The 15,657-nt window shown below is 48.3% G+C and carries 14 protein-coding genes; 7 read left to right on the forward strand and 7 right to left on the reverse strand.

Annotated elements, in window-relative coordinates:
• The first annotated feature begins 114 nt into the window (after window positions 1-114).
• The 4 genes from BMY11_RS19260 (at window position 115) to BMY11_RS19275 (ending at window position 2,089) form a co-directional block, all read left to right on the forward strand.
• Window positions 115-480 (forward strand): hypothetical protein, encoded by a 366-nt coding sequence (locus BMY11_RS19260; RefSeq protein WP_090579785.1) that lies wholly within the window; start codon window positions 115-117, stop codon window positions 478-480.
• A 111-nt stretch (window positions 481-591) separates the two neighbouring features.
• On the forward strand, window positions 592-1,059 hold the full coding sequence (locus BMY11_RS19265) for an Imm26 family immunity protein (RefSeq protein WP_090579788.1): 468 nt from the start codon (window positions 592-594) through the stop codon (window positions 1,057-1,059).
• 258 nt (window positions 1,060-1,317) lie between these two features.
• Complete coding sequence (locus BMY11_RS19270; protein WP_090579790.1) at window positions 1,318-1,680, forward strand: MarR family transcriptional regulator; 363 nt, start codon at window positions 1,318-1,320, stop codon at window positions 1,678-1,680.
• Between the two features lie 133 nt (window positions 1,681-1,813).
• A complete protein-coding gene (locus tag BMY11_RS19275) occupies window positions 1,814-2,089 on the forward strand; it encodes a hypothetical protein (RefSeq protein WP_090579792.1) in 276 nt (91 codons plus the stop codon).
• 176 nt (window positions 2,090-2,265) lie between these two features.
• Here the strand turns inward: BMY11_RS19275 and BMY11_RS19280 are convergent, their stop codons facing one another.
• Window positions 2,266-3,012, reverse strand: a complete 747-nt coding sequence (locus BMY11_RS19280) for a stalk domain-containing protein (protein ID WP_090579795.1) — start codon at window positions 3,010-3,012, stop codon at window positions 2,266-2,268.
• A 618-nt stretch (window positions 3,013-3,630) separates the two neighbouring features.
• Between BMY11_RS19280 and BMY11_RS19285 the strand changes: the two genes are divergently transcribed.
• Window positions 3,631-8,931: a fibronectin type III domain-containing protein gene (locus BMY11_RS19285; RefSeq protein ID WP_090579798.1), complete on the forward strand. Its 5,301-nt coding sequence runs from the start codon at window positions 3,631-3,633 to the stop codon at window positions 8,929-8,931.
• A gap of 189 nt (window positions 8,932-9,120) precedes the next feature.
• Here the strand turns inward: BMY11_RS19285 and BMY11_RS19290 are convergent, their stop codons facing one another.
• From BMY11_RS19290 to BMY11_RS19315, 6 genes are all read right to left on the reverse strand, one after another.
• Window positions 9,121-9,513 carry a hypothetical protein gene (locus BMY11_RS19290; protein WP_090579800.1) on the reverse strand — a complete coding sequence of 131 codons (393 nt, stop codon included), beginning with the start codon at window positions 9,511-9,513 and terminating at the stop codon, window positions 9,121-9,123.
• Window positions 9,514-9,686: 173 nt separating this feature from the next.
• On the reverse strand, window positions 9,687-9,911 hold the full coding sequence (locus BMY11_RS19295; RefSeq protein WP_090579803.1) for a hypothetical protein: 225 nt from the start codon (window positions 9,909-9,911) through the stop codon (window positions 9,687-9,689).
• 655 nt (window positions 9,912-10,566) lie between these two features.
• Entirely contained in the window at window positions 10,567-11,109 is a 543-nt protein-coding gene (locus BMY11_RS19300) for a hypothetical protein (protein WP_090579806.1), read from the reverse strand.
• 19 nt (window positions 11,110-11,128) lie between these two features.
• A complete protein-coding gene (locus BMY11_RS19305; RefSeq protein ID WP_090579812.1) occupies window positions 11,129-11,818 on the reverse strand; it encodes an NUDIX hydrolase in 690 nt (229 codons plus the stop codon).
• Between the two features lie 3 nt (window positions 11,819-11,821).
• On the reverse strand, window positions 11,822-12,319 hold the full coding sequence (gene mscL / locus BMY11_RS19310; protein WP_090579815.1) for a large conductance mechanosensitive channel protein MscL: 498 nt from the start codon (window positions 12,317-12,319) through the stop codon (window positions 11,822-11,824).
• 54 nt (window positions 12,320-12,373) lie between these two features.
• The gene (locus tag BMY11_RS19315; protein WP_177182716.1) at window positions 12,374-13,327 is read right to left on the reverse strand and encodes a diacylglycerol/lipid kinase family protein; all 954 of its coding nucleotides are present in this window, start codon (window positions 13,325-13,327) and stop codon (window positions 12,374-12,376) included.
• Window positions 13,328-13,437: 110 nt separating this feature from the next.
• Between BMY11_RS19315 and BMY11_RS19320 the strand changes: the two genes are divergently transcribed.
• Window positions 13,438-14,577: a DNA alkylation repair protein gene (locus tag BMY11_RS19320; protein WP_090579821.1), complete on the forward strand. Its 1,140-nt coding sequence runs from the start codon at window positions 13,438-13,440 to the stop codon at window positions 14,575-14,577.
• Window positions 14,574-15,614, forward strand: a complete 1,041-nt coding sequence (locus BMY11_RS19325; RefSeq protein ID WP_090579824.1) for an aromatic acid exporter family protein — start codon at window positions 14,574-14,576, stop codon at window positions 15,612-15,614. Before BMY11_RS19320 ends, BMY11_RS19325 begins: the two co-directional genes overlap by 4 nt.
• Window positions 15,615-15,657: the final 43 nt, after the last annotated feature.

Raw genomic sequence — 15,657 nt, forward strand, 5'->3', positions numbered from 1 at the left:
TAATGAAAGCAATTAACAATTCGAAATGCTAATAAGTTGTTTCTCAGAGTCATTTCTCAGAGTCATTCAGCTAACGGAGAACTATAGTTCAACCGATCTTGGAGCAGTATGCCAGTGGCAGCTGTTCTTTTTTCGTTTACGCTAACGGAGGATAGTTCTATCGTTTCGCGAATTACTTTCATGCATAGAAATTTAAGAAATTCGGCTTTTCGGCGTAGAGGAGGAATTGTTGTTAATTCTCAAAGAGATGAAGTACATAAAATACATAAAATAATTGCAGAATGGGATCCGTATAATTCAAAGATCTACGGTATCGAAAGTTATGAAATACTAAAGTACATTCGCTCTAGCGGGTCAAGGGATCCTGAGCAAATAGCTGGTTTTATTGAAGCTATGCTTGGACATTTGGATCCTTCGCGTAAACTAAATAAAAGTGAATGTTTATTAATTGCTAAAAAAATTATTGTGATATTGGAGTGAATTTAAGTCATTCCGCTAACGGGTACATTGATAGTTGAACGAATCATGAGCAGTTTGCCAGTGGCGAATGCTCCATTTTCATTGCGCTAACATTCTATAAGGAGGAAAACAATGCCTAGAAGAATTAAGTATAATATTGGCGATCTCATTTTGATACCAATTGCTGGACGGGAAGATAAGTTGGTTGGAAGGATTTTGGCTAAGGATGAAGCAACAGTGCTTATTGAAGTGTTTACTATGGAGCCGATAATGGCAGTGTCCGAGTTTGATTATGAAAAGGTAAAGTTGAAAAAAAGATTAGTAACGGAATGGTGTTATGACAGTGCTATAAAGCGTGGGGAATGGGGAATTATTTCCAATGAACTTGAGCCGTTAACAAACTACGGGGGTATTAATTATTGGACACTAGACGCAAATGGTAAATTTTATCTTGTAAAAGGAACTGATAAGGTGGATGGGGAATATACAGGAATTGAGATATCGAGAGAAGAGGTATCCAATTGCAATCCATATGGAATCGGCAGCGTAACAAGTTTGCCAATTTACATTTCAAAGTTGCTAGAAAAAAGAAAGAAATGAGATAGAAGGTTCTATACGAGTTATAAAGTGAATGTTTATTTATTGTCAAAATAAATTATTGAGATAATGGAGTGAATATAAGTCATTCCACTAATGGGCACGGCACGATAGTTCAACAAACACACGAAGGCAGCCTGCCAAAGATGAACGGCTGCCGTTTCTGTCTTTAGTGTGCAGGTCGTCGTGGATAACCACATGAATGTCTTGGTATACTCTAATTGGTTAATCATATAACTACAAGTTAGGAGAGATCGGTAAATGGGAGCATGGGGGACTGGTATTTTCGATGATGATACAACATGTGATGTACGTGATGAGTATAGTGCTTTATTAGAGGAGGGCTTGTCAGCTGAAGATGCTAGTAAAAGTCTACTCGATAATTATCATGATGAGTTCGAAGATGAGGAAGATGTAGAAGTCATGTCACTAGTATACATAGGACTAGCTGGTGCTCAATTGGAGAAGAATCATCTTCTAAATGAAATAAGAGTGAAAACAATTGAATTGATCGAAAAAGGCGCAGACCTTAGTCTGTGGGAGGACTCAGAAGAGGAAGACCTTAAAGAAAGAAAACTTGTCTTATCTGAGTTCAAACAAAAATTACTTAATTCCAAATACTGAAGTGTTAAAATAACGGGAACGATAGCACATCAATGAATAGGCTGCCGATCGGCGGCCTGTTGCGCTAACGGGCAGGATACTTCAGTCAATCCTCGAATACTTCAGTAAAGGTAAAAGTATGGAGGTAAATGGAATGTGCAATAGATGCGATGGTTTTTCAGAGAGAATAAATATCGCTCATCCATATGAATACTTTAATATTGTTGAACAAGTGAAGGAAGTCCTTAAACAAGGAACACTGGAGATTATCAAAGGTAACTGTGACTTTTTTTCTCTTCAAAAAGGACAGCCTTTTCCAGATGATGTTTTATATCACTTGTTTAAATGTACTTCATGTAACAGAAAGTTTGAGTTAAGTGTTGAGACCTATCATGGCTCAGGTGGAGCCTGGGATGTATCGAAATTGTGATTCCATATTCAGGTAAACGATTAAGCTAACGGGCACATTAGTTCAACAAAAACCGAAGGCATCCGATAATAATAATCGGATGCCTTTATTCAGCTAAGAGTCATTCTAATGTTTATTTGTATCAAAAAAGCCGTTGATGACCAATCCAAACGGCTTTTTATTCGTTGTATTGTCTATTACGGCTTCATCCAAACTCCACCGCTACCATCGTACTCTCTGTCGAATGTAATGAGTGGATTTTGGTCGTCCTTCTTAACTATAAATGCTACATAACCACTGTCGGATGCGCCAACGTAAAGGTTTGAGTTCAATTCGTCAGGAGTTACAACACTGTGGCGGTCGTAGTCTTTTCCTTGGGATGAAACAAGTGTAAAGTCAAAATAGCTAATACGTACAGAAGTATCTGTATCCTGGTTAGAAACAACTTTCGCACCAATTTTGGCAAGCATGTATTCGTAGCCTTCAGGTGCAGGGTCGTTAAATTGATTCTCTTGTAGAATGAGTCTCCATGCTTCATCGCCTCGAATCACTTCTTCGAGTGTTAGAGCAATCGTGTATTTGCCGGAGTATTTGTCTACTTTATAATTCACTTCACTACCAAGAGGTGCCGGCTTACTCCGACTTAATCCAATTGTGCTAGTAGGCTGAGTAGGTGTTTTGTTGGAACCTGTAGAAGTCCCAGAGGATGCTTTGCTTGTTACATTTACTGTTTTGCTAGATGCATCGTATTGCACACTAGCACCTAGGAGCGTTCCGATGTCCTTGAGTGGGAGGTAGGTGACTCCATTGATTACTTTTGCATCTGTGTTTGCTACAGCACCATTTACTTTAATAGTGAACTTGGTAGCGGCGTAGGCCCCGAGTGCGGTGGAAGCTGCGATTACGGTTGTGAGTGCGGTTGCGATTAGGATTTTCTTTTTCATAGTGATATCCTCCTACGGTCATATGCAATTCTAGTAATATTTTATCACAAAATGTAGGAAAAGGAAGAAATAAAAGGGTGGCTCGTGGCTTCCAATCTATGGCTATTTTCTTAATCTCTTCTAATAATTCCGCACTCATGCTTGCTGCAGTTTAATCACTTTTAAATGACGGAAATTCAACTAACGGGCACGTTAGCTCATTAAGCAAAAAGTCAGTTAGTCATAGTATATGATCAGCTGCTCGAAGGGTTTTCATCTACCCGTTCATCTACCGCCATAAAAATTCCTCCCGAACCTTAACGGTCTTTATAGGCTAAGATACAGCTTGTAGAACCATACGGAACCTACGTAAACTCGGTTGAAACGCACTCGTAATGCGTGTAGGCCGGGGGTTCAATTCCCTTCACCAGCACCATCTAAATATAATAATAGCGCGGTTTCCGAGAGGCTGGGAATCGCGCTTTTTATTGTTATTTGGCGAATGAAGAATAGCATTTCCTTATAATTGGTATTTATAGAAGTTACTATTTTTTCTATCAAATTATCCAACCCATTTCCTATTCCTTCATGTATGATAGGGTCTAGTAGAATATTCCTATTTTTGAAAGGAAGGAAAGTATGAAACGTTTTTTTGCGAGAATTGTAACACCAATGCTAGTTTTATCGTTATCATTCCCTGCGTTTACATTTGCCGCTGCGGATAACACCGATAGTAAGCCGAAGGAATCAGGAGACTCTTTTTCAATTAGTACTCCCGACTCCCGATTAATTCAAGACAGCTTTTCCGGAACTGTTCCGGGAGATACGGATGTTCTACACTTCCTTACATTGAATAAAGAGAAGCTATCCTTATCTAGCAAAGCCGTTAGCAGTAAACAATCTTTCATTATGAGTAAGAAGAACAAAGATGAGGTTGGCAAAACGCACTACGTCTATCAACAATCGCTAAGCGGCGTTCCGGTCTACGGAAGCTATGCTCAAGTCAATGTGGATAGCGCCAGAAAAGTATATGCTGTGCAAAATAGTGTGGATACAGAGCTCGATCTATCCACTGTAAATACGAAACCTAAGCTAGCAGGTGAGGCAGCATTACAAGCATTCAAGAAAGATTTAGAGATAGACTACAAGCAATCGATTGAGCTAGAGACCAAGCTTGAAACGAAAGGGGGTAGCATTCAGTATCCTAAGCCGACTGCCAAGCTGATTATTTATCCTTATCAAGACAAGATTTATTTGGCTTATGAAGTGAATATGAGCTTTATCCACCCTGCTCACGCGAACTGGGTAGGTTATGTGGATGCTAATACTGGGGCGGTTATTGATAAGTATAATAAGCTTCAAGAGACAAACTCACCGATGACGGGTACAGGTTACGGCTATAACGGAGCTTCCAAGTCGTTGAATATTATTAAATATACATATGGAAGCTATACAGATTATGAGTTAGTCAACCTCACGCATCCTGGTATGATTTTCACAGGAAGTTGGTACGAGTTGGATGGAAATGGCGTGCCTGCAACGTGGAGTAAGACAACTACATTCAGAGATAATACTTTGTTTCCTCCGCACTATTACAGTGCAGCGGTCGATGCGCATTATAACACAAACCTAGTCTATAACTATTACAAGAATACATTAGGTAGAGATAGTATTGACGGCAATGGGATGGATATTTTTTCGTTAGTTAACGTACCCGATAATGGCTATCTGATGGATAATGCCTTCTGGGACGGAAGTGCGATGTATTACGGCGATGGGTCTGGTGTTTCCAATGGAGGTATGAATTGTACGTCCTGTGCCCTTGATATCGTTGCTCACGAGATTACGCACGGCGTTACCCAATACACGAGCGGCCTTGAATATCGGAATCAGTCTGGCGCATTAAACGAATCCTTCTCTGACATTATGGGAGTCGTTATCGATTCCAATGACTGGGATATGGGTGAGGATTCCGGAATGATCGGCCGAAGCCTACAATATCCAGCCCGGTATGGCCAACCGGGAAAAATGTCAGACAGCACCTATTGGCCGGAATCCAATGAGGAAGATAATGGCGGCGTACATACGAACAGCGGCATTCCGAATCACGCAGCTTATTTAATGGTTAGTAAAATCGATGGTGCAGGCCTTTCTTTAAATGGCAGAACTACTTTGGGTAAACTCACCTACGCTGCAATGCAGTACTTATTTCCTACAGCTGATTTCATGGATGCAAGATTCGCTTACTTGATGGCAGTAGACTCTCTGCCTGGGCTTACCTCGCAGCAAGTCAAGAAGCTGAAGTCTATCGTAATTGATGCATGGGCTGAGGTAGGCATCTCTTATTCCGTTTACGATTTCTCGGGTATCTTTTATGACACTACTATGTCTGCGACCTTTAACTGGTCGATTGGCTCAGGGGCTACGAGCGTAGCGGTTCAACAATCCACTGATGGAGGATACAATTGGACAAGCGCTGCAACCAGTACTTTGACTACTGCTGCAACAACGGCGACAGTTAGTCATTTACTTCCTGGAAAGCACTATTTATTCCGCTTAGTCGTGGTTGGTGGCAATAGTGCCGGTAATTCTAATTTGCTCTCCCTTGATACGCCAAATGCTAAATTAAATTCATTCACGAACACAGCCAAGAATGCAACAACGGCAAGCTTTGCATGGACGGAAGCGTCTGATGCAAGCGCAGTGGAAATTCAGAAATCCACCGATGGAGGCACCAATTGGACGAAGGCTTCGACACTCGATGCAATCGTTCCAAATGCAACAGGTGCAACGGTTACTAATTTGACTCCGAATACAGCTTATAAATTCCGTCTTCTAGTTACTGGAGGCGGTTATGGGGGCGATTCTAACGTCGTAGATGTCAAAACGGATGTTATCCCCATTACAGATTTAAAAGTTTCAAGCAAAACAGGCTCCAGCTTAACTTTCAGTTGGACAGCGGCAACAGGTGCGACAAGTGTCATTTTGCAGCAATCTACGAATGGCACAACATGGACAACGGCTACTACAAGCGCGCTGAATGCAACATCAACGAGTGCTACAGTTACTGGCCTTCTAGCTGGCACAGCACTTAAATTCCGGCTGTCCGTAACGAACGGCTACAGTGCCGGGTATTCCAACGTCCTGGACGAGACGACGCTTACTGTACCCGTAGCGAGCTTTGCGCTAAAAGCTGCTGCTACGACGACAAGCGCGTCGTTCACATGGGCTGCAGCTGTTCGTGCAACAAGCATCGTTATTGAGCAATCTGCCGATGACGGCGAGAATTGGAAGACAGCAACAGCGAGTAAAATCGCGACTTCCGCTACAACCGCGACAGTTACGGGTTTAACACCGAATACGAGCTACCAGTTCCGGTTGAAAGTAGTAGGCGGCGGTAATGCCGGTACATCTACTGCGGTAGGAGCAAAGACTGTTCCAGTGACGATTACAACTTTTGCAAATACGGCCAAAGCAGCAACTACCGCTTCGTTTAAATGGACGCCAAGCGCAGGCTCTATCGCCACAACGATTAATGTAGAGCAGTCCACCGACCTCTCTACATGGGTAACGTCAACGACAGATACGCCGATAGCATCCAATTCGGCAGTCGCTACGGTTACAAACCTAATACCGAATAAAGCGTACAGCTTCAGGCTGAAAGTAGACGGCGGTATGAATGAGGGTATCTCGAACGTGACGGCGGTTACTACCATTCCGCAGCCGATTGCGGGCCTGGCGAGAAAGACTGCAACAACCACGAGCATCTCGATGGAATGGACTCCGGCTATCGGTGCAACAGCGGTAGTCGTTCAGCAGTCCACGAATGGAACGTCATGGACGGCAGCAGCAACGGCAGCAGCAACAGGTCCACTTAATGCGAATGCATCGTCAGCCACAGTAACCGGCTTGCTGCAGGGCGCTCCGTATAAGTTCCGACTGCTCGTTACCGGTGGGCAAAACGCAGGTAATTCTGCTGTTCTGGACGCGACGACGGAATCCGTACCTGTAGCGAACTTTACGCTGAAAGGCGCGGCGGCGACAACAAGTGCGTCGTTCACATGGACGGCAGCTGTTCGTGCAACTAGCATCGTCATTGAACAGTCTGAAGACGGCGGATCAAGTTGGAAAACAGCGACGAGCGCCAAGATTTCAGCTACGGCAACAACAGCTACGGTTACGGGCTTAAAGCCGAATACCGCATATAAGTTCCGGTTGAAAGTGGTAGGCGGCGCTAACGACGGTACGTCTGTTGCTGCTGTGGCGAAGACTGTTCCGGTGCCGATTACAACCTTTGCGAATACGGCCAAAGCAGCGACCACTGCTTCGTTCAAATGGACGCCAAGCGCGGGTTCAATCGCCACAACGATTACTGTAGAGCAGTCCACGGACCTCACTACGTGGGTGACCTCAACAACAGATACGCCGATTGCATCCAACGGCGCAGTCGCAACGGTTACAGGCTTGACGCCGAACAAACTGTACAGCTTCCGGCTGAAAATAGACGGCGGTATGAACGAAGGCATCTCGAACGTGACGGCGGTTACAACCATTCCTCAGCCGATTGCGGACCTGGCGAGAAAGACTGCAACGCTCACGGAAATCTCGTTGGAATGGACTCCAGCTATCGGTGCATCAGCGGTAGTCGTTCAGCAGTCCACGGACGGTACGAAATGGACGACAGCAGCAACAACAGTCACACTTAATGCGAATGCATCGTCAGCAACAGTAACTGGCTTGCTGCAAGGCGCTCCGTATAAGTTCCGCCTGCTCGTTACTGGCGGGCAGAACGTAGGCAATTCTGCTGTTCTGGAAGCGACGACGCAAACGATCCCAGTAGAGAACTTTGTGCTGAAAGGCGCGGCGGCGGCGACAAGTGCATCGTTCACGTGGAAAGCAGCTGTTCGTGCAACAAGCATCGTTATTGAGCAATCTGAAGACGGCGGCGAGAATTGGAAAACAGCGACGAGCTCCAAGATTTCAGCTACGGCAACAACAGCGACGGTTACGGGCTTAAAGCCGAATACCATCTATCAATTCCGGTTGAAAGTAGTAGGCGGCGCTAACGGAGGTACGACTACTGCTGTTGTTGAGGCGAAGACTGCTCCTCTGCCGATTACAACCTTTGCAAACACGGCCAAAACAGCGACTACCGTATCGTTCAATTGGACGCCAAGTACGGGCTCAATTGCCACAACAATTACCGTAGAGCAGTCCACGGACCTCACTACGTGGGTACCGTCAACAACAGATACGCCGATTGCATCCAACGGCGCAGTAGCAACGGTTACAGGTTTGACGCCGAACAAGCCGTACAGCTTCCGGCTGAGAATAGACGGTGGTATGAACGAAGGCATCTCGAACGTGACGGCGGTCACGACCAATCCGCAGCCGATCACAGATCTGGCAATAGAGACCGCAGCGACCACGAGCATCTCGCTTCATTGGACTCCTGCTATCGGTGCTACCGCGGTGATCATTCAGCAGTCGACGAACGGTACGACATGGAAGTCAGCCACAACAGCAACGCTTAGTGTTGATGCATCGTCAGCAACAGTAACCGGCTTGCTGCAGGGCGCTCCGTATAAGTTCCGCCTGGTCGTTACTGGCGGACAGAACGCAGGCAACTCTGCCGTTCTGGACGCGACGACGGCATCCGTACCCGTAGCGAACTTTGCTCTGAAGAGTGCTGCGACGAAGACTAGCGTAATATTCACGTGGACAGCTGCCGTGCGTGCAACAAGCATCGTCATTGAGCAATCTACCGACGGTGGAGTGAGTTGGAAAACAGCGAAGAGCTCCACGATTTCAACATCGGTAACAACAGCGACGGTTACAGGCTTAACGGCGAATACCGCTTATCAGTTCCGGTTGAAAGTAGTAGGCGGCGCTAATGCAGGCACGTCTACTAGTGTTGTTGAGACGAAGACAAGCACCTAATCGTTTCAAGCGTTCTATGATTCGTCAAGGCGCGGTTCCCGAGTAGTCGGGGATCGCGCTTCTTTGTGTGTTTCATGGAATCGGATGCAGACAGCTTCGCAATAGTTTCTTGGCTGTTACTGGGCGCATGCTCGTCCTAAATTCGACGAAGCGCTGAAGCGCTCCGCCGGAAACGGAAGCACCCGTCAGCTAGATAATTTTGCTATACCAATCTAATAGAGCATTTTTAACTGCGGTCTTAATCTCTTTCTCGATGAAACTTCCTGAGTATATTCGGGTCGAAATCGAATCAAACACAGCATCGATGTTGATGCTATCTAAGTGGGTTGCCGACACCCATAGCCCATATATCCTTGCGTTTGCATACGAGAGATAAATAGCTCGAAATGTATTGGATTGTATTTCTAAAGTACGATCAGTTTCAACAAATGCTCTAATAACTGGCATCATTTCAGACTTTACACGCTCTATCACATCGGTAACATCATCTTGATCCCAGTGGTTTTTGTTCATTTTCTCTTGCTTCAACTTTTTAATTCGGTCTCGGAAGTCTACGAAATCGAAATCATCTTCTTTATTCATTCCTAGCTATTCTCCTTTCAAAAATGTATTGCCCTTGGCAGGGCTGCGCATCACATAGTGGTCTGTATCGACGACTTGATGCCCATAGATTTTCAATAAAAAGGGGTACGGATCAAATTCCGTACCCTCGCCGGCTATAGATTGGATTTGACCTAGCGATCTACACATTCATTTCAATTATGAATCGAGATTGCTTGAATACTACGAGGATTAATAAACAAGACTTCATTATTGACCAAGAACAGTGCGGAATTCCCTTCAAATCCAAGGAAAGTAGCTCGAATCCCTTGTGGACCAGTGTGATCGAACACAACGTCTACACGTACCCCTGGAGAGAGACGGAACAAAATGCTTGGAGCTCCTCCAAACCCTCTATCGAAACCAAAACCACAACTCATATCTTTTTCCTCCCTTCAATGAATCTCATATACAATATGAGAGTCTGTTTGCAAATGACAAGGCTAATCTACTAATGAATTAATGAATTTTGTGAGATTGAGAGATTTGCAACGTTACATAATGGAGATCTGACTTAACATGATTTACGAGATGAATGCAACGAGATGGCTTGAATGCTGCGAGGATTAATGTACAAGACTCTGCAATTAGCCAAGAACAGTGCGGAATTCCCTACAAATCCGAGGAATGTAGCCTGAAGCCCTTGTGGGCCAGTGTGGTCAAATACAACGTCTACACGTACCCCAGGCGAGAGACGGAATAGAATGCTTGGAACTCCATTAAAGCCTCTACCAAAACCTCCACAAAAACCACAACTCATATATTTAGCCTCCTTTCAATGATTCTCAATTACAATATGAAAGTTTATTAGCAAACGGCAAGGCTAACTTACTAATACAATAATGGAGTTTAAGAGGGTACCCCCTTTATTTCTAGACACCGAGGAGGGTATCTAAGAGAGGTCGCTTGTTAAAGTGGAGGCAATCTGTATTGTTGTGAACCGATGTTGGCGAGGCGGCATAAAATGGGAGTAAATGGACGTATGTCTACGGAGGTGAGGGTATGCCGTTTATACCGAATTTCCCGCGAGCCTTATTAGATGAGCATATGCGCTGGCACCATACTCATCATCATGATAACCCAGCTCTGCTGCCGCCTGGCTACGGGCAGGAGTTTATGCAATTCCACCGGTATTTTATTCGAAAAGCACTGCAGTGGTATAACGCTCAGGGCTACGATCCGCAGCTTGTGGCGGCTTGGCCGCGTGTACCTGAAGTCATTCGTAACGCCCCATGCTACAACCGTGCGGCTGAAGCCCGCGTAGTGAATAACCCGCAATCCTTCGCGACGCTGGATCAGCTGGGTTTGTTTATTGAAGGCTCGAACTTGCACGGCTGCATTCATCAAGAGGCGGCGAGGTGGTTTAACGAGGATGCACTGAACGACTTCGACATTGCGCCTTCCACGACGATGTTTTACAAAATCCACTGGCTGATCGATCAGTGGTATACGAACTGGGAACGTGCAACGGGTCAACCGAACGCAGGCCGAGGCGGCATCGAGGCTGGCATCGCCGCCGTCCCACAGCCGCAGCCTCAGTCCCAGGCGAAGTCGAAGAATCGTGGAAAAGGTACCCATAAAAAAAGCGCCCTACTGCTCAAAGCGAGAGCAGTAAAGCGCGGAATACATCGGAATAATAGCTTGCGGGCCTTGGCACGAAATCCGAAGCCTTTACTTGAACGGAAGCCGCTAATGGCTGCTGATCAGAGCCAAGTCGGAACCCGGCCGCCGCTGCGTGATCCTGCCGCCCCTCAAACAGCGCAATCATCGCTTCGAGATCGGCTTCGTAAATCCCGGCCACTTCTTCCGGCTGCAGCGTTAGTGAAGCGAGCGGTTCGTCGTAAATAAAGCCGAATACTTCGCTCGCCTCGCGGTCGATGAAGTCCACGCCTTTGGCGAAGCCCGCCGTTTCCTTGCGGGCTTCACCAAGCGGGATGAGCGCATCGAACGGCACATAGGCGCCGAGCTCTTCTTCGATTTCCCGAGCGGCATCGCGCATCGTTTCGCCGGCACTTAGATGGCCGGCTGCTGTAATGTCGAAGTGGCTCGGGAACGTGTCTTTATCTTCACAGCGCTGCTGAAACAGGACAAGCTTGCGCTCGCCATCCCGCCGCGTCAGCCAACAATGAATAGAGCGATGCCACAGCCCGCGCGCATGTACGTCGCTGCGGCTTGCCGTACCTAGCCAGTTACCGGCTTCGTCGTAGTAGTCGAACTGCTCTTCCTCAGCGGAGGAAACGGGACCAGCTGCGTCACCTCCATTGTCGTTCGATTCGTGCGCTGCCAACGGTTAGGCCAAGCCTTCCTGTACGCCATCTGGCGTATCCGTCAGATGCGAAGTACAGTGACCGCAGCGCGTTGCTTTAATCGGAACCTTGGTCAAGCAGTACGGGCAGTCCTTATCGGTCGGTTCCGGGTTTACAACGACCTCAGGTTCCTTGGTGCCGATACGGCGAAGCGTATTAGCCCCTTTCACGATCATGAAGATACAGAAAGCGACAATGGTGAAATCGAGTACAACGTTAATAAAATTGCCGTATGCAATGACGGAGACAGATGCTTTCTGTGCATCTAATAACGTCTTGGGACGTTCGTCCACATGGGACAGCAAGAAAAACTGATCAACGAGATTAACGTTGCCCATAAGCTTGCTGATCGGCGGCATAATGATATCGTTCACGAGTGAGGTGACGATTTTGCCAAACGCACCGCCTATGATTACCCCGACAGCAAGATCGAGCACATTGCCTCGGACGGCGAACTCTCTAAATTCTTTTATTATTTTCATGATGTGATCACTCCTTCTGCCCTATTATATCGAAATCGAGAGAACGTTCAACGTTTATCTCACCAAAAGAAGCCGATTTGAAACAGCTTCCACCTCAAGCGGCACCTCGGAGGTCGGTTCGCCATCACCAAACGCGGAGATAGGCGCAGCTCCCTCTACGGACTCGGCGGTAACCGATACGCGCTGTCCGCGCAGCATCGTCACGAACGGTAGTCGGACATGCTTACCCGTAAGCAGTGTCGGGAAAAGGCGAAGCAGCTGCAACGGCGTGCACGTATGCACGATGCAAATATCAAGTAAACCGTCGGAAGGCGATGCCTCCGGGCAGATGCGCAGGCCGCCTCCGTAAGCGGGCACGTTGCAGATCGCAGCCATCCAACCACGCTTGTACACATGTGGCGTACCATCTATCGTCACCGTCATCTGGCGAGGGCGATAAGTCAGCAGCATGTGAAAGAGGGCGATGACATAGGCAAGCGAGCCGACGCCAAGCTTATTACATAGCTTTTTATAGGAAGAGCGATTCACCGCGGACGCGATTGCTGCGTCGAAGCCGACGGCGAGCGCTGTCAGAATGGGTCTCGGTAGATTGCTGCCATCGCCAAGCATAATGATGTCGATCGGCATAGCCTCACCTTGAAGCACGCGTTCCAGCGCTGCAAGCGGCTGCTTCGGAATATCGAAGGCGCACGCTGTATCGTTGCCGGAGCCGGACGGGATGAGACCGAGCGGAACGCCGCTGCCTTGCAGCGCAGGGAGGATACTATGGACCGTGCCGTCGCCGCCGATCACTGTAACCGCTCGCACTTCCGAGAGTGAGTCATTGCTGTTCGCGCGATTTTGGCTCCGAGCAAGCAAGTTTCGCACTTCCTCGCACGCAGTCTCAGCTGAAGCCGCTATGACCGCTTGATACGGAAGGCTTCTGCGCTGTAGCTCAGCTTCAACAAGCTTCCATATTGTGTTCCCACGGCCGCTTCCGGCTCGTTCATTAACGACGAATATCCACATGACGCGACTCCTCCTCTGACTTGCACTCATTATAAGGGGCGGCAGAGGGGCTCGCCAACTTCTTTTTGCAGCAGAATCGGCTATAATAACGGAAGGAGGTAAGACAAGATATGGCTGAACCGTTAAAAGCAATGTATGACCTGCCGTTCCTGCGGCAATTCGCGGCGCGCGTCGCCTCCGCGTGGGCACCTTTTGAGCAAGAGGCGTTTATCCGGCTCGTCATGGGAGACGGCTGGGAGGCGCTTGAGCTGAAGGGCCGAATTCGGCGCATTACGCACGCACTTGGGGCAACTTTGCCTGCATCATACCCGGAGGCACTCGGTGTATTGCTTGCCATTCATGAGCAGTGCGCAGGCTTCCCGTACTTATTTTTCCCCGATTTCGTAGAGGTGTATGGTCTAGAAGAGCAGCATCACGAGCGTTCGTTGGACGCGCTTGCGCGCTTCACGGTGCAGTCCTCAGCCGAGTTCGCAATCAGGCCGTTCCTGATGCAAGCGCCAGGGCGCACGCTCGCGCGCATGATGGAATGGGCGCTGAGCCCGAATGAGCATGTGCGCCGGCTGGCCAGCGAAGGCTGCAGACCGCGCCTGCCGTGGGCGCCGGCTTTGACGATATACAAGAAGGATCCGTCACCGATTGTGCCGCTGCTCGAGCTGCTGAAGTGCGATCCGTCGCTGTATGTACGAAAGAGTGTCGCTAATAATTTGAACGATATCGCGAAGGATCATCCAACGATTGTGCGAGAAATCGCAAAGCGCTGGAGCGGTCATCACCAGTGGACGGACTGGATCGTCCGTCATGGCTGCCGCACGCTCATTAAAGCGGCGGACCCGGAAATCATGGCGCTGTTCGGCTATGAGGAGCACAGCGTGGACGCGGAAGGCTTCGTCGAGCACGCAGAGCTGCAGACGCTCTCGCAGGAAGTTCGCATTGGCGAAGAGAGCGAGCTTCGCTACGAAGTGAAGCTGCGCCAGTCGCAAAGCGCAGAACTGCTGCGTCTTCGCGTGGAGCTTGGCGTCTTCTATGTGAAATCCGGCGGCAAGGTGTCGGAGAAACGGTTCCTTGTAACCGATAAGAAAGCTGCGCCGGGGACCAGCTTCTCAGGCGCGAAGAAGTTAAGCTGGAAGGAATTATCGACACGTAAGCATTATGAGGGGCTACATAGGCTGACGCTTGTGGTGAACGGCCTTGCGGTCGCCGAGACGAACATTCAGTTGTCTGAGTCTGTCATAAGGAGCGGTGTGGAATGACAATTGGCGCACGAGTTCTGAAGACGGGGCTTGCCGTCGCTCTGGCTGTCTACCTGAGCAATCTGCTCGGCTTTTCATCCCCGATCATCGCAGCCGTTGCTTCGATCTTTACCATTCAGCCGTCCATTTCTCGTTCCTGGCAGCAGGTCGTCGATCAGCTCCAAACCAATTTGCTCGGCGCAGCTGTCGCACTGGCGGCGGTCCGTCTGTTCGGGACGACGCCGATTGCAGTCGGACTTGTTTGTATTCTTGTCATTCTTATAAGCATTAAGCTGCGGATGGAGAGCACGATAGGTCTTACGCTGGTTACGGTTGTAGCGGTTATGGAAGCGAATCAGGGAGGCTGGACGTTCGCGCTCGACCGCGTCCTCATGGTGCTGACAGGGATGGCGGCTGCTTTTGCCGTGAACACGCTCATTATTCCGCCGCGTCCGCGCAAGCAGTTCGTTAGCCAAGTTCAGGAGGCCTACAACCAGCTATCTCTCCTGCTGCGCCTCGCCATCTCGAATGAGATGAAGGAGGATGTGCATCGCAGGGAGAAGGAGAAGCTGGTCGGCATTCTGCGCAAGCTAGATGAGGCGTACTTGCTGTTTGAGGAGGAGCGCTCGCTGCTTCCGAAGCGTAAGGTAGCGCGAGCGAGGCAGCTCATTCTGTCCAAGCATCTCATTAAAGCGCTGCACAAAGGTGTCGATCTGCTTGAAGTCGTAGAGGAGCATTATTTCTCAGCAGCGGATGCAGAGATGTGGGCGAAGCGGTTCGACGCCCAAATCGAGGAGCTGGCGAAGTATCACGAGCATATCCTGCTCAAGCTTGCCGGCAAAATGAAGCCGTTCGCGACGATTGAGCCTGAGCAGGAGCGGGAGGATCGGCTAATTGAGCAGCTGACGAATTACCTGCATGAGGAACACGGGCATAACAAGCGCCTTGTATTCGTTGCATCGTCGATGCTGGAGTACGGTTATCATCTACGCCGACTCGACAAAGTAGCGGATCAGGTACAACAGCGCGAAGGTGCTGCAGAGCTGAGCCTGCAATAACATTATTAAAGCTGCTGACAAAATGACAAAAAACGCCCTTGTA

The sequence above is a fragment of the Paenibacillus sp. OV219 genome, assembly GCF_900110075.1.
Lineage (GTDB): Bacteria > Bacillota > Bacilli > Paenibacillales > Paenibacillaceae > Paenibacillus_Z.